Raw genomic sequence first — 14689 nt, 5'->3', positions numbered from 1 at the left:
ATAAGGATTTGGAGGCATCTGTATGAGTTCGGATCTATTAAATACTTTAAAAATGGTGGCCCCAGGAACTCAATTAAGAGATGGGCTAGATAATATAATAAATTCTAAAACCGGAGCCCTAATAGTTATGGGGAACACAAAGGAAATTTCAAATATTACCCATGGAGGATTCTATATTAATTGTGAATATAGTCCTGCCCATATTTATGAATTGGCCAAAATGGATGGTGCAATTATATTAAGTAATGACTGTAGGAAAATTTTGTATGCTAATGCACAGCTTTTTCCTTGTCAGTATATACCATCAAATGAAACGGGAACTCGTCATAAAACAGCGGAAAGGGTTGCAAAGCAAACAGGAGCCCTAGTAATTGCTATATCTAAAAGAAGAGAAGTAATAACTCTTTATAAATCAAACTATAAATATGTATTGAAAGATATTGGTGAAATACTGAGTAAAGCTAATCAGGCAGTTCAAACTTTAGAGAAATATAAAGATGCATTGAAACAGGTAATATTCAATTTAACATCTTTAGAATTTAAAAATATGGCAACTCTTTATGATGTAACCAATGCGATTCAAAAGATAGAGATGGTTTGGCGAATAGGCAATGAAATAAATATGTATATTTCCGAATTGGGAACTGAAGGGAGACTGCTTAACATGCAAGTTGTAGAGCTTATGAATGGGGTAAATGACGATAGGATTAACTTAATAAAAGATTATATAAACAATGAACATAAAGATTATATTACTGTAATTAAAGAAATTAATAGTTTTAATTCTCGAGAATTACTAAATCTAAATTTAATTGCCAATACACTTGGCTATAATAAAGGATTGGATACATTAGATATTAAAGTAGAACCTAAAGGCTATAGAGTAATTAGCAAAATACCAAGAATTCCTTCTAATGTTTTAGAAAATCTAATATTTACCTTTGGTTCTTTAAAGAACATTATGGATGCTAGTTCTTACCAATTAGGTTTAGTTGAAGGAGTAGGAGAAGTAAGAACTATCAATATAATGGAAGGTTTAAAAAGGATTAAAAGCCAATTTTTATAATACTAATACAAAAGGCTAGAATATAAAATATATCTAGCCTAATATATTTAGCATTATTTGAGACTAAAAATCCCTAATGTCTTCATGTTTCCATATTCTTTTAATATTGCTTCTGATAAGTTTATATTCAAAGCGTTACATAGGGCAGATAAATAGAAAATATAGGCTCCTATTTCTTCTTCCAAAACTTCTTTACAGCTAGGGCATAAATTTCCTTTTACATGATTTTGCATATTGTTTTTGATTTCTTCTAGTGATTCTCTATTATAATCTTGCTTTGTAGCATGAATTTCAATACAACCGCAATAAGTGACAGATTTTACTACAGCCCTGTCAATTCTGGAAGTATATTCATTTAATTTAGTAATTATATCAAGAATACTTCTATGTCTAATAAGCACATCTTCTACTTGAGCTTGAAAATCATCACAACTAACGTTTTTATCAATGCTTACTGTGTTTCTGTCCATATAGTTCCACCCCTGTCAAATGATTATTGTTTATGTTTTTATTATACTGACAAGGACAAGTTGTTGTCAAATAATTCTAGCAATTATTTTTAAAAGTAAAATTAAAAATAAATAGTTGACAAGCGAAATATGACTATGGTAGAATATAATCTTTACAACCTTTAATTATTATTGTATAATATAATGAGAAGCAGTATGATAGGAGGTTGTTACATGTTTAATATTGGAGATAAAGTTGTTTATCCTATGCATGGGGCGGGAATAATAGAAGGAATAGAAGAAAAAGAAATTTTAGGAGAAAAAAGAAAATATTATATAATGCGAATGCCAATAGGGGATATGAAAGTAATGATACCTGTGGATAATGTAGAAGAAATTGGAATCAGAGAGATAATCAATAATGATGACTTGGAAAAGGTATTAAACATTTTAAAAGGAGATAGAACCAAAATGCCCCAAAATTGGAATAGACGTTATAGGATAAATATGGAAAAAATAAAGTCGGGAGATATATTTGAAATTGCATCTGTAGTTAGGAATTTAATGTTAAGAGACGCTGAAAAATCTCTTTCTACAGGTGAACGAAAAATGTTAAATAGTGCAAAACAAATGCTCATAAGTGAAATTGTTTTAGTAGTTGATTCAAATCAAGAAGAAACTGAAAAACTCATAAATGAAGCAATTAATTCAGCATAATTTTAAAATGAAAAAATTTTTGTTATATTATTCGATTAAATGGTAATAAATATACTTAGGGAGGTGAACTAATGATTGATAAAATTATTAGAGGTGTTATTACATTAGTTGGATTACTAGTAGGATATGGTATTGTGGCAGGTTTGATAGCTTTGGAAATAATAAACCTGTCAAATAAAGGTTGGTTAAGCTTAATGTTTTATTTAGGTATAAGTTTGATTTTTGGAATTATTTTTTTCTTACTATCTCCAAGGGTTATGAAGGTTGGAAGGGTAATCATTCAGTTTGTTGAGACTGAACTTCAAAAAGTTCCGGCCTATGACATTGCTTTAGGCTCTGTTGGTCTTATTATTGGTTTAATAATTGCATATTTACTAAGCCAACCTTTTTATAAACTTGAGATTCCTTATTTAGGTGTTGCTATATCAATAGTTCTTTATATAATATTTGGTTACTTAGGGATAAAAGTTCCTACTAGAAAGAAAGATGATTTTTCAAACACTATCGGGAGTTTCCGTAAAGGTTTTGGAAAAGATAAACTGAAGTCAGATTGCAGGTCTTGCCCTAAAATACTAGATACCAGTGTAATCATTGATGGAAGAATTGCAGATATTTGCAAAACTGGTTTTATTGAAGGGCCTTTAGTTATACCAGAATTTGTATTAGAAGAACTTCAACATATAGCTGACTCTTCAGATGCTCTAAAAAGAAATAGGGGTAGGAGAGGACTGGATATTTTAAACAAAATACAGAAGGAATTAGATGTAGAAGTAATTATTCATGACAAAAAATTTGAGGATGTTAAGGAAGTAGACTCTAAACTGTTGAAACTTACCCAATTATTAAAAGGAAAGATTATTACAAATGATTATAATTTAAATAAAGTAGCTGAAGTACAGGGCATTAGCGTTTTAAATATTAATGAATTAGCCAATGCTGTTAAACCAGTAGTTTTACCAGGAGAAGAAATGGTGGTTCAAGTTATAAAAGATGGTAAAGAATCAGGGCAAGGTTTAGCTTATTTAGATGATGGTACCATGATAGTAGTAGAAAGTGGTAAAAAGCATATTGGAGAGACTATAGATGTGTTGGTAACTAGTGTTCTTCAGACATCTGCAGGCAGGATGATATTTGCTAAACCTAAAACAATTGTAGATAAAGCAGTATAGGACCAATTTTATTGGTCCTTATATTTTGTGCATTTTTAGGAAATATAAATATATAAATCGTTTGATCTTCATCTTATCTATGCTATAATGTTTAAGAGGTGAAGTATATGTATGAAAATCACTATATTTCTGTTGTAATCGCCGCTGCTGGAATGAGTAATAGAATGGGATCTAAGATAAATAAGCAATTTATTTCTATAAATAATAAACCTATACTTGCTCACACCATAGGAAAATTTGAAAGATGTAGATATGTAGATGAAATAATAGTTGTTGCAAAAGAAGATGATATAGAATACTGTAGGAAAGAGATAGTAAAAAGGTTTAAATTTAATAAAGTATCTAAGATTGTGAGAGGTGGAAAAGAAAGGCAAGATTCAGTATACAATGGCATATTAGCTTTAAATGAAAGATGTAATATAGTTTTATCCCATGATGGAGCAAGGCCTTTTGTCAACATTAAAAATATAGTCGATGGAATAGAGGGGGCAATAAAACATGGAGCATGTGTGATTGGAGTACCTGTTAAGGACACTATAAAGATAGTGGGAAATCATAATCATATAGATAGTACTCCTAAAAGAGATTTCCTATGGGCAGCCCAAACTCCTCAATGTTTTAAAAAAGAAATTATTATGGAAGGTTATAAAAAGGCTATAAATGATAATTTTATTGGTACAGACGATAGTTCATTAGTAGAAAGATTAGGAATAGATGTTAAAATGGTAATGGGTAGCTATGAAAATATAAAGATAACAACTCCAGAAGATTTAATAGTAGCTGAATCTCTTTTGAAGGATAAAAGTATAGTTTTTAAGAGAAAAGAATTTGTATTACAAAGTAGATAGGATGATAAAAGATGAGAATAGGCATAGGGTATGATGTTCATAGGTTGGTAGAAGGGAGAAAACTAATAATTGGCGGTGTTGAAATTCCTTGTGAGAAAGGATTGCTAGGCCATTCAGATGCAGATGTTTTAGTACACGCTGTTATGGATAGCATATTAGGTGCTTTAGGTCTGGGAGATATTGGGAAACATTTTCCAGATGATGATATTCAATATAAAGATATTTCTAGTTTAGTTTTATTAGAACGGGTTTATAATATTATGTCTCAGTCAAATTATAGAATAGGGAATATAGATGGGGTAATTATAGCAGAAGAACCAAAAATGGCTCCCTACATAGAAGATATGAAGAAAAATATGGCTAAAATCCTTAGGATCCCCCTATCGCGTATAAATATTAAGGCCACTACTACGGAAAAATTGGGGTTTGAAGGTAGAGGCGAAGGTATTAGTGCTCAAAGTGTCTGTTTGCTAGTGCTTTCTGATAGTAAATTAGAATAAAAACTATTTGACATATAATTCAAGTTTTAGTATGATTAATAATAATTGAATATATAGCTATGATAGGAAATAGTAAGTATTAATGGTCAAAGAGAGGAAATCGTTAGGTGGAAGATTTCTGACCCCCTTAATACCTAACCCATCCTAGAGCCTTTAAGCAGAAGAAAGTATGCTTAAACGTTAGTTGCGTTAAAACTTTAAGAGGGCTTTAGAAGTCTATTAGAGTGGTACCGCGGAAGCAAACCTTTCGTCTCTATATTTGGAGATGAAAGGTTTTTATTTATAGTGAATAGTAGATAAGAAGTAGGACTTCTGTCCGTAAAAGAATAATATTTAAGGAGGAAATAAAAATGAAAATGTCAAAGTTATATATGCCTACATTAAGAGAAGTACCATCAGAAGCTGAGATACCTAGTCATAAACTTCTCTTGAGGGCAGGTATGATGCGGAAATTGGTGTCTGGAGTATATTCATATCTACCTCTTGGATACAAAATAATAAAGAAAATAGAAAATATTGTTAGAGAGGAAATGGATAATGCAGGCTCCCAAGAGTTATTAATGTCCGCAATCCAACCTAGAGAATTATGGGAAGCTAGTGGAAGGTGGGAAAATTTTGGACCAGAAATGTTCAAGTTAAAGGATAGAAATAATAGGGAATTCTGTCTTGGTCCAACTCATGAAGAATATTTTACATCACTAATAAAAGACGAAATTAAATCCTATAAGCAATTACCATTAAATTTATATCAGATTCAAACTAAATATAGGGATGAAAAAAGGCCTAGATTTGGAGTAATAAGAGCTAGGGAGTTCATTATGAAGGATGCCTATAGTTTTGATAAAGATGAAGAAGGAATGAGGAATTCTTACAGGGAAATGTGGGAGGCTTATGATAAGATTTTTACAAGATTAAGACTGAAATACAAAGTTGTTGAAGGAGATTCAGGGGCTATGGGTGGGAACGAATCCCATGAATTTATGGCTATGGCAGAAACAGGCGAAGGCTTAGTTGCTTATTGTAATAAATGTGACTATGCAGCTACTGATGAAAAGGCAAAGGTTGTTTATAATATTGAACCAAAGGCTGAGGATCAAAAGGAAATGGAAAAGGTTCATACGCCTAATGCTACAACTATAGATGATTTAGTAGATTTTTTCAAAATAGAAAAAAGGAATTTCGGGAAGGCTCTTGTATATTTGGCATCAGGAGAACCTGTAGTAGTAATTATACCAGGCGATAGGGAGTTAAATGAAACGAAACTATGCAATTATTTAAAAGTTCCGGAACATGAGCTAGAGATGGCAGATGAAGAGACTATAATAAAAATATCTGGAGCAAATAAAGGCTTTACTGGGCCTGTAGGACTTAAGGAAGATGTAAAAATTATAGTAGACTCTCGAATTACTAAATCAAAAAATTTAATCGTTGGTGGAAATGAAACAGATTATCATATAAAAAATGTAAACTATGGTAGGGATTTCGAAGGTGAAATAGTTGAAGATTTATTATTAATTGAAGAGGGAGATATTTGTCCAAAATGTGGAGCGGTTCTCTCTATGGATAGGGGGATTGAAGTAGGTAACATATTCCAACTAGGGACTAAATATAGTTCGAGTTTAGGCGCAACCTATCTTGATGAAGATGGAAAAGAAAAACCTTTTGTAATGGGCTCTTATGGAGTTGGAGTGTCAAGGACTATGGCAGCTATTGTAGAGCAATATCATGATGACAATGGTATTATATGGCCATTAATTGTAGCACCATACCATGTGATAATTACCATTATAAATGTTAAAAATGAAGAACAGAAAAGTTTAGGAGAAAAGATATATAAAGAATTACTAGATGAAGGCTTAGAAGTATTATTAGACGATAGAAAGGAAAGAGCTGGTGTCAAATTCAATGACAGAGATTTGATTGGTATACCTATTCGAATTACAGTAGGTAAAAAGGCTAATGAAAATATTGTTGAATATTCCCTCAGAAAAGAAGATGAAAGAATTGAAATTTCAGTAGATGATATATTTCATAAGATAAAGGAATCATTTAAAAAAGAAGGATTGAGAATATAAAATAAAATAAGGCTGTTATCCTACAGCCTTATTTTATTTTGTTCATTTTTCCTAATTTGGGTATATAATTCTAATAGCTTGTAATATTCATGTTAATAAGGTATTCTATCTTAAGAATCTATTTTAATTTTGGAGGGAGAATAATGAGGAAGAAAACCTTGATTTTTTTTCTAACGATAATTTTAACTTTATCATCTATAGTTTTTGCTGATGAGAAAGGAGAAGACATAGTTGTTGCCCTAGGGAAAAATTTATCTACAGAACAGAGAAGGGAAATGCTGAACTTTTTTAATGTAGATGAAAATGTAAAGATAATCGAAATTACAAATGAAGAGGAAAGAGAGTATTTAGGGAAATATATTGATAATAAACTTATTGGTACTAGGGCTATATCTTCTGTTTATGTAGAAAAACTTCCAGAGGGAGAAGGTATTACAGTTGAATCTCATAATATTACTTGGGTTACCAATGATATGTATAGGAATGCTTCAGTAACTGCTGGGGTTAAAGATGCCAAAATAATAGTTTCTAGTCCTGTTAAGGTTTCAGGAACGGCAGCTCTGACAGGAGTCATAAAAGCTTTTGAAGATATTACGGGAGAGGAGATAACTGAAAAAGAAAAGGAAATAGCTAGTGAAGAGATAGCAAAAACTGCCACACTAGGAAATGAGATTGGACAACAAAAGGCTCAAGAACTAATTAATAATGTTAAAATATATATAATTGATAATAATATTAAGAGCAAAGGTTCTATAAAAAAGGTTGTAGAACAAATGGGCCAGGACCTAGGCATAGAATTGACATCGGATCAAATAGATCAAATAGTATCCCTTATGAAAAATATATCTAAATTAAATTTAAATATAGATGAGATTAAGGAGCAGCTTAAGGATATATCAGGAAAGATTGATAAAATAACAGAACAAAATATAGAAATAAAATCTGTTTTGGAACGTATATTAGATGCAATAACCAATTTTTTTAATAGAATATTTGGATAAGATTTAAGATAGGTTTACACACGTAATTAGCTGATATATAATATAATAGTGATTAAAATGGAAGGAGGCACTATTTGTGAAAGAAGTTAGATTAAGGTTTGCACCAAGTCCTACAGGATATCTACATATAGGTGGACTTAGGACTGCTTTATATAATTACTTATTTGCAAAACATAACAATGGTAAATTTATATTGAGGATTGAAGATACAGATAGAACTAGATATGTAGAAGGGGCTATTGAAAATTTAATTGAATCACTTCAATGGGCAGGTATTAAATATGATGAAGGTGTATTTGTAGAAGAAGATAAGATAATACAAAAAGGAGAATATGGACCATATATTCAATCTGAAAGATTGGATATCTACCAAAAATATGTAGATGAGTTGATTGAAAAAGGGTATGCCTATTACTGCTTCTGTTCTAAGGAAAGATTGGATAAGGTTAGGGAAGAACAGAAGATAAAAGGTCTTATACCTAAATATGATGGTCTTTGTAGAAGTTTAAGCATAGATGAAGCTAAGAAAAAGATTGCTAACGGAGAAGAATACGTAGTCAGACTTAAACTTCCTCCAAATGAGGATATTAAATTTGAAGATTTAGTAAGGGGAACTATTACTATAAATACGGAAGATATAGACGACCAAGTGTTGTTAAAGTCAGATGGATATCCGACATACCATATGGCAGTAGTAGTAGATGATCATTTAATGGGCATTACCCATATCGTAAGAGGAGAAGAATGGTTACCGTCTACCCCTAAACATGTATATTTATATGAAGTTTTTGGATGGGAAAAACCAGTCTATGTTCATTTACCTACAGTTCTCAATAAGGAGAGAAAAAAACTAAGCAAACGTCATGGTGATGTGGCTGTAGAGGATTTTAGGAAGAAAGGCTATCTTCCGGAAGGATTAATAAATTATTTGGCCTTAGTTGGATGGAGCCCAGAAGACAATGAGGAAATACTTACTATGGAAGAGTTGATTGATAAGTTTTCTTTTGAAAGAGTGTCTAAAACCGGAGGAATTTTTGATAAAGATAAATTAGACTGGGTAAATGGACATCATATTAGGAATTATGATTTAGATAAACTAACAAAATTAGCCATACCTTATCTAAAAGAGGCCGATTTAATAGACGATAAATTTGTAGAAGAAAGATATGATTGGATAAAAACCATGGTAGAAACTGTGAAGGAAAATTTATCTAATGTATCTGAAATAATAGATAAGGTAGATATCTTTTTCAATAATGAAATACAACCAGAAGATGACGAAGCCCTATCTGTATTGAAACAAGACCATGTACCTGATCTTTTAAACGCTTTTAAACAAGAGCTGGAAAATATTGAGGAAGTAGATGAAGAATTTGCTAAAACCATAATGAAGAAAATACAAAAAGGTACAGGAATAAAAGGTAAAAAATTGTTTATGCCTACTAGAGTTGCTTTAACTGGGAATATTCATGGGCCAGAATTGATAAGCATAATCTTCCTACTAGGTAAACAAAATATAATAGACAGAATAGAATATGTAAAACAACATTATCTATAATACCTAAAATCAAAACTACTTGAACCTTATATGAAGTTAAAGTAAAATTAAAGTAAATGGATAAACATAAAGTGATGAGGAGGACAAGTAAACTATAATACCTAAAAGAGAAAAGTTCTCATAGGCTGAAAGGAACTTTAAGGTTAAATTATAGTTGAAATGCACCTTGGAGCTTATTGCCTGAAAGTTTTAAGTAAGGTGAGACGGCTTACGGCGTTATACGTAATAAAGTAGGGTTTAAACCAAACAGAGTGGAACCGCGGACTTGCCGTCTCTTTAAGTAGAGACGGGTTTTTTTATCGATACACAGTCCACAATATACGATGCACAATTAAAAGTCCAAAAGCTCCACCTCAATATGTGAACTGTGAATTGGAGAAAGGAGGATATAAATGAAGCTATATAATACCTTAACGAGAAAAAAAGAAGAATTTAAATCCATAAGAGAAAAAGAAGTAACTATGTATGTATGTGGTCCTACGGTATACGATTATATACATGTAGGTAATGCAAGACCAATGGTAGTATTTGATACTTTAAGAAGATACTTTATATATAAAGGCTATGATGTAAAGTATGTTGTAAACTTTACCGATATAGACGACAAAATTATTAATAGAGCCAATAAAGAAGGGACAACTGCAAAACAAATTGCAGAAAAATATATAGAAGCTTTCATTGAAGACGCAAAAGGACTAAATTTATATGAAGAGAGGACAATGCACCCAAGAGCCACAGATTTTATCCAATCTATGGTTGATTTTATAGAAGGATTAATAAATAGAGGAGCAGCCTATAATGTAAATGGGAATGTGTATTTTAATATAAATAGCGCTAAGGATTATGGAAAATTATCTAAAAAAAGTATAGATGATTTGATATCTGGAGCTAGGGTAGATATCAATGAAGAAAAAAGGAATCCTATGGATTTTGCATTATGGAAAAAAGCTAAGGAAGGAGAACCTTCTTGGGATAGTCCTTGGGGGGAAGGGAGACCTGGATGGCATATTGAGTGTTCTGTAATGGCAAGAACTCTTCTAGGTGAAACTATAGATATCCATGCTGGAGGAGAAGACTTACAATTCCCTCATCATGAAAATGAAATTGCTCAATCTGAAACTTTAACAGGAAAACCATTTGCTAATTATTGGTTGCATAATGGTATGTTGACCATAAATAATAAAAAAATGTCAAAATCCTTAGGGAATTTTTTTACATTAAGAGATATTGCTAAAGAATATGATTTAGAAGTTTTAAGGTTTTTCTTGCTATCTGCCCATTATAGGAATCCAATAAACTTCAGCAGGGATGTAATGGAACAGTTAAAAAATGGATTAGATAGGCTTTATAATGGAAAATCTAATTTAGAGTATTTAATAAATAGGACTGAAGATAGAAAATTAGGTGAAGAAGAAAAGAAAATTCTAAAGAAAATTGATGAATATAAGGATAATTTCATCACAAGTATGGAAGATGATATAAATACAGCTGATGCAATATCTAGTTTATTTGAAGTAGTTAAATTAGCCAATACTAATTTTAACGAACAAACACCTAAATTTGTGATACAATATACCTATGATAATTTGGTAGAGTTATCTAAAATATTAGGTATTTTATCTAAAAAAGAAGAGATTTTAGAGGAAGAAATATTAAGATTAATTAAAGAAAGGACTCAAGCAAGAAAAGAAAAAAACTACCAATTAGCAGATCAGATTAGAGGAGAATTAAGGGAAAAAGGAATCATATTAGAAGATACACAAGAAGGAGTGAAGTGGAAAAGAATCTAGCCTATGGAAAATGAATACAAGAATACTTTCAGAAATATAAACAGAAATCTAAAGGGAGAGGATATTAATATGCTCTCTCCCCTTCAATTAGCATATATTGGAGATGCGGTATATGAATTATGTGTAAGGACTTATCTGTTAAATAAAGGTATTCCAGTAAAAATGCTACATCAGGAAACTACCCAATATGTTAAAGCTAAGTCCCAGTCAAATATTATTCATGCCTTAAGAGACATATTAACCGAAGAGGAAAAAGCCCTAGTTAGACGAGGAAGGAATGCAAAATCAAAATCAATTCCTAAAAATGCAGAATTAATAGATTATAAATATGCTACTGGCTTTGAATCCTTGATAGGATATTTATATTTAATGGGGGAAGACAAAAGGATGATGGAACTGTTTGATAAAATAGTTCATCTTCCCATATATAATTGATTATAACTAAAAAGAGGGGGAAAAAATGAAGGTAGAACTGTTAAGGTATACACCTGATGGTGAAAAATTGATTGCTTCTGCAGCTAAATTATGTTACTCACCTGTAGGAATTAGTGATATTGAGAAAAATTTAGATGATAAAAACATGGAGAAGTTTTTAGATATGCTAGTAAAATTAGGACATGAGTCCCCTATAGAACATATAAGTTTTACCTTTGGAGTGGAAGGAGTATCAAGGACATTAACCCATCAACTTGTAAGACATAGAATTGGAAGCTATTCACAGCAATCTCAAAGGTATGTAAAATTAGAACAATTTGAATATATAATTCCTCCTTCCATTGCAGAAGAACCAGAGGCGCAAAAATTATTTGTAGAAGCTATGGAAAAAGATCAACAGTATTATAACAAAATAACTGAAATTTTATTTAAAAAACATTTTAGGGAATACTTAGAGAAAGGTATTAAAGAAAAAGAAGCTAGACAAAAATCCGAAAAACAAGCAATAGAAGATGCTCGATATGTATTTCCAAATGCTTGTGAAACTAAGATAGTTTTTACAATGAATGCCAGATCTCTATTAAATTTTTTTAAACTTAGAACTTGTAATAGAGCACAGTGGGAAATAAGACAATTAGCAACGGAAATGTTAAAGGTCGTAAAAAAAGCATATCCAACTCTATTTAAAAATGCAGGTCCTGCTTGTTTAAAAGGTTCTTGCCCAGAAGGGAATATGACTTGTGGGGAAATAGTAGATGTAAGGAATAGGTTTGGAAGCATTTAATTCAAAAATGGAGAATATGAAAGTGGGAGTAAAGAATGGATGAACAATATATAATTGGAAGAAATCCTGTTTTAGAAGTATTAAAAACAGGAAAAGAAATTGAAAAAATATTTATTTTGAAAGGTGATTTAAAAGGCTCTATCAATAAGATAGTTGGTATAGCAAAAGATAAAAATATTTTAATACAATATGTTGATAAAAATAAGTTAGATCAGATAGCTCAAGGGGGTTCTCATCAAGGGATTGCTGCTTTGGTGACGCCTTATGTTTATTTTTCTATAGATGATATATTGAAAAAGGCAGACAAACAGGAGAAAGCTCCATTTATATTAATATTAGATGGTATAGAAGATCCTCACAATTTAGGTGCCATAGTTAGGACTGCTGAATGTGCAGGTGTTCATGGCATAATAATACCTAAAAGAAGAGCGGCTCACGTAACATCGACAGTATATAAAAGTTCAGCTGGAGCAGTAGAGCATATGATGATTGCGAAAGTTAACAATCTTTCTGATGCTATAGAAAAATTGAAGAAAAAAGGGCTATGGATATATGGAGCTGATGTAGATGGTGAATCATACTATTTTAATACAGACTTAAAGGGATCCATTGCATTGGTAATAGGAAGCGAAGGCAAAGGCATATCTAGACTTGTAAAAGAGAAATGTGATTTTTTATTGAAAATACCTATGTTTGGTAAAGTTTCTTCTCTCAATGCATCTAATGCAGCCTCTATATTAATATATGAAGTGGTAAGACAGGGTTATGAAAAGAAAAGGCAATGAGTTTAAAGAGTATCTTTTCGTTGATGGCTATAATATCATTAATTCTTGGAGTAATCTCAGAGAATTGAGTAGTTTAAACTTAGAGGTAGCAAGAGAAGAACTAATAGAGACTATGGCTGAATATCAACATTACTCAGACATTAAAGTTATAGTAGTATTCGATGCACATATGGTAAAAGGTAACACTGGAAAGAAAGAAAATGTTAAGGGGGTAGAGGTTGTATATACAAAGGAGAATGAAACGGCAGATCAATATATAGAAAAGACTTTAGATAGTATTGGTAGGATAAAGCGGGTTAGGGTTGCTACTTCGGATTGGATGGAACAACAAATAGTGCTAGGAAGAGGAGGAACAAGAATATCTGCTAGGGAACTAGAGGTAGAAATATCTAATCAAAGAAATTTATTAATGAAGAAGAAAAATAAGGAAAAGGATAAAACCGACTTATTCATAGGTAGATTAGATGAAGAAATATTAAAAAAACTCAATAAATGGCGAAAAAGTAATGAATAACTTGACTATTGAGAAATATTTAATTATAATTTAGTTAATTATGGGGTATATTTCAAACATTGTTTTGGAGGGGATGCTTGGTGGGGCTTGGATTATACAATGAGTTAGATATGTCTATTTATGAAGATATGGAGGATGAAGATATTGTAGAAGAGGCCAAAACTGGCGATCCTCAAGCATTAGAATACTTAATTACCAAATATAAAAATTTTGTTAGAGTGAAAGCAAGGGCTTATTTTTTGGTAGGAGCTGACAAAGAAGACATTATTCAAGAAGGAATGATAGGGCTTTATAAGGCAACTCGTGATTATAGAAGGGACAAGCTTACATCATTTAAGGCTTTTGCAGAGCTTTGTATTACCAGACAAATTATTACAGCAATAAAAACTGCTACTAGGCAAAAGCATATTCCTTTGAATTCCTACATATCACTGAATAAACCTATATATGATGAAGAGTCAGACAGAACATTATTAGATGTAATAGCTGGCGCTAAAATTACTGATCCAGAGGAATTAATAATTAGCAGTGAAGAACTATATTCTATGGAAAATAAAATTGTTGAGCTTTTAAGTGATTTAGAATGGGAAGTGCTAATGGCTTATTTAGATGGGAAGTCCTATCAAGAAATTGCCGACGAATTGAAAAGGCATGTAAAAAGCATTGATAATGCGTTACAAAGGGTGAAACGTAAACTTGAAAGATATTTAGAATTAAAAGAATATTAAAATACCTATTGACAATAAAATATCTTGGTAGTAAAATATGTTACAGTGGTTTTAGATGCCCATGTAGCTCAGCAGGTAGAGCACTTGCATGGTAAGCAAGAGGTCACCGGTTCAAGTCCGGTCATGGGCTCCAAAAATTTAAAAGGAAACACCCGGAAGAGTTTTCTTATGTAATAATTATTATTAAGGAGGAATAGGAAATGGGAAAAGCAAAATTTGAAAGGACTAAACCTCACGTAAATATAGGAACAATAGGTCACGTAGACCACG

Annotated in this window: 15 protein-coding genes, 1 tRNA gene and 2 other annotated features; of the genes, 15 read left to right on the top strand and 1 reads right to left on the bottom strand. The window is 31.5% G+C overall.

The window, feature by feature from the left end:
- Positions 1-22: 22 nt before the first annotated feature.
- On the top strand, positions 23-1066 hold the full coding sequence (gene disA, locus C3E89_RS03725; RefSeq protein ID WP_236911148.1) for a DNA integrity scanning diadenylate cyclase DisA: 1044 nt from the start codon (positions 23-25) through the stop codon (positions 1064-1066).
- Between the two features lie 53 nt (positions 1067-1119).
- Here disA and C3E89_RS03720 read toward each other — a convergent pair whose 3' ends face one another.
- The gene (locus C3E89_RS03720) at positions 1120-1536 is read right to left on the bottom strand and encodes a DUF1573 domain-containing protein (protein WP_236911147.1); all 417 of its coding nucleotides are present in this window, start codon (positions 1534-1536) and stop codon (positions 1120-1122) included.
- 213 nt (positions 1537-1749) lie between these two features.
- On the opposite strand from C3E89_RS03720, the gene C3E89_RS03715 reads away from it, so the two are divergent.
- From C3E89_RS03715 to C3E89_RS03650, 14 genes are all read left to right on the top strand, one after another.
- Positions 1750-2232, top strand: a complete 483-nt coding sequence (locus tag C3E89_RS03715) for a CarD family transcriptional regulator (protein WP_236911146.1) — start codon at positions 1750-1752, stop codon at positions 2230-2232.
- A gap of 71 nt (positions 2233-2303) precedes the next feature.
- Positions 2304-3401 carry a PIN/TRAM domain-containing protein gene (locus tag C3E89_RS03710; protein ID WP_236911145.1) on the top strand — a complete coding sequence of 366 codons (1098 nt, stop codon included), beginning with the start codon at positions 2304-2306 and terminating at the stop codon, positions 3399-3401.
- Between the two features lie 107 nt (positions 3402-3508).
- Positions 3509-4249, top strand: coding sequence for a 2-C-methyl-D-erythritol 4-phosphate cytidylyltransferase (gene ispD, locus C3E89_RS03705; RefSeq protein WP_236911144.1), 741 nt, complete (start codon positions 3509-3511; stop codon positions 4247-4249).
- 11 nt (positions 4250-4260) lie between these two features.
- On the top strand, positions 4261-4749 hold the full coding sequence (gene ispF, locus C3E89_RS03700) for a 2-C-methyl-D-erythritol 2,4-cyclodiphosphate synthase (protein WP_236911143.1): 489 nt from the start codon (positions 4261-4263) through the stop codon (positions 4747-4749).
- A 50-nt stretch (positions 4750-4799) separates the two neighbouring features.
- Positions 4800-5007 (top strand) — a binding site (T-box leader).
- A gap of 92 nt (positions 5008-5099) precedes the next feature.
- Positions 5100-6824 carry a proline--tRNA ligase gene (locus C3E89_RS03695; RefSeq protein WP_236911142.1) on the top strand — a complete coding sequence of 575 codons (1725 nt, stop codon included), beginning with the start codon at positions 5100-5102 and terminating at the stop codon, positions 6822-6824.
- A gap of 143 nt (positions 6825-6967) precedes the next feature.
- Complete coding sequence (locus C3E89_RS03690; protein WP_236911141.1) at positions 6968-7825, top strand: DUF1002 domain-containing protein; 858 nt, start codon at positions 6968-6970, stop codon at positions 7823-7825.
- A 76-nt stretch (positions 7826-7901) separates the two neighbouring features.
- Positions 7902-9383, top strand: a complete 1482-nt coding sequence (gene gltX / locus C3E89_RS03685; RefSeq protein ID WP_236911140.1) for a glutamate--tRNA ligase — start codon at positions 7902-7904, stop codon at positions 9381-9383.
- Positions 9384-9448: 65 nt separating this feature from the next.
- Positions 9449-9662, top strand: a binding site (T-box leader).
- A 113-nt stretch (positions 9663-9775) separates the two neighbouring features.
- Positions 9776-11173: a cysteine--tRNA ligase gene (cysS, locus tag C3E89_RS03680; RefSeq protein WP_236911139.1), complete on the top strand. Its 1398-nt coding sequence runs from the start codon at positions 9776-9778 to the stop codon at positions 11171-11173.
- A 69-nt stretch (positions 11174-11242) separates the two neighbouring features.
- A complete protein-coding gene (locus C3E89_RS03675) occupies positions 11243-11608 on the top strand; it encodes a Mini-ribonuclease 3 (RefSeq protein WP_236911138.1) in 366 nt (121 codons plus the stop codon).
- A gap of 25 nt (positions 11609-11633) precedes the next feature.
- Positions 11634-12392 carry an FAD-dependent thymidylate synthase gene (gene thyX / locus C3E89_RS03670; protein ID WP_236911137.1) on the top strand — a complete coding sequence of 253 codons (759 nt, stop codon included), beginning with the start codon at positions 11634-11636 and terminating at the stop codon, positions 12390-12392.
- 35 nt (positions 12393-12427) lie between these two features.
- Positions 12428-13177 carry a 23S rRNA (guanosine(2251)-2'-O)-methyltransferase RlmB gene (rlmB, locus tag C3E89_RS03665; protein ID WP_236911136.1) on the top strand — a complete coding sequence of 250 codons (750 nt, stop codon included), beginning with the start codon at positions 12428-12430 and terminating at the stop codon, positions 13175-13177.
- Positions 13158-13691: an NYN domain-containing protein gene (locus C3E89_RS03660; protein WP_236911135.1), complete on the top strand. Its 534-nt coding sequence runs from the start codon at positions 13158-13160 to the stop codon at positions 13689-13691. The genes rlmB and C3E89_RS03660 overlap by 20 nt, the downstream gene beginning before the upstream one ends.
- Positions 13692-13801: 110 nt before the next feature.
- A complete protein-coding gene (gene sigH, locus C3E89_RS03655; RefSeq protein WP_236913434.1) occupies positions 13802-14419 on the top strand; it encodes an RNA polymerase sporulation sigma factor SigH in 618 nt (205 codons plus the stop codon).
- 57 nt (positions 14420-14476) lie between these two features.
- Positions 14477-14552, top strand: a tRNA-Thr gene (locus C3E89_RS03650).
- The last annotated feature ends 137 nt before the right edge of the window (positions 14553-14689 follow it).

Origin of the sequence: Clostridium sp. Cult1 (assembly GCF_021655095.1) — a bacterium.
Taxonomy (GTDB): domain Bacteria; phylum Bacillota; class Clostridia; order Tissierellales; family Tepidimicrobiaceae; genus Schnuerera.
This window is presented reverse-complemented; position numbering and strand designations above follow the sequence as displayed.

Excerpts from the sequence above, each read along its gene's own strand:
- disA (WP_236911148.1), top strand. The coding sequence starts at position 23 with ATGAGTTCGGATCTATTAAATACTTTAAAAATGGTGGCCCCAGGAACT.
- C3E89_RS03720 (WP_236911147.1), bottom strand. The coding sequence starts at position 1,536 with ATGGACAGAAACACAGTAAGCATTGATAAAAACGTTAGTTGTGATGAT.
- C3E89_RS03715 (WP_236911146.1), top strand. The coding sequence starts at position 1,750 with ATGTTTAATATTGGAGATAAAGTTGTTTATCCTATGCATGGGGCGGGA.
- C3E89_RS03710 (WP_236911145.1), top strand. The coding sequence starts at position 2,304 with ATGATTGATAAAATTATTAGAGGTGTTATTACATTAGTTGGATTACTA.
- ispD (WP_236911144.1), top strand. The coding sequence starts at position 3,509 with ATGTATGAAAATCACTATATTTCTGTTGTAATCGCCGCTGCTGGAATG.
- ispF (WP_236911143.1), top strand. The coding sequence starts at position 4,261 with ATGAGAATAGGCATAGGGTATGATGTTCATAGGTTGGTAGAAGGGAGA.
- C3E89_RS03695 (WP_236911142.1), top strand. The coding sequence starts at position 5,100 with ATGAAAATGTCAAAGTTATATATGCCTACATTAAGAGAAGTACCATCA.
- C3E89_RS03690 (WP_236911141.1), top strand. The coding sequence starts at position 6,968 with ATGAGGAAGAAAACCTTGATTTTTTTTCTAACGATAATTTTAACTTTA.
- cysS (WP_236911139.1), top strand. The coding sequence starts at position 9,776 with ATGAAGCTATATAATACCTTAACGAGAAAAAAAGAAGAATTTAAATCC.
- C3E89_RS03675 (WP_236911138.1), top strand. The coding sequence starts at position 11,243 with ATGCTCTCTCCCCTTCAATTAGCATATATTGGAGATGCGGTATATGAA.
- thyX (WP_236911137.1), top strand. The coding sequence starts at position 11,634 with ATGAAGGTAGAACTGTTAAGGTATACACCTGATGGTGAAAAATTGATT.
- rlmB (WP_236911136.1), top strand. The coding sequence starts at position 12,428 with ATGGATGAACAATATATAATTGGAAGAAATCCTGTTTTAGAAGTATTA.
- C3E89_RS03660 (WP_236911135.1), top strand. The coding sequence starts at position 13,158 with ATGAAAAGAAAAGGCAATGAGTTTAAAGAGTATCTTTTCGTTGATGGC.
- sigH (WP_236913434.1), top strand. The coding sequence starts at position 13,802 with ATGTCTATTTATGAAGATATGGAGGATGAAGATATTGTAGAAGAGGCC.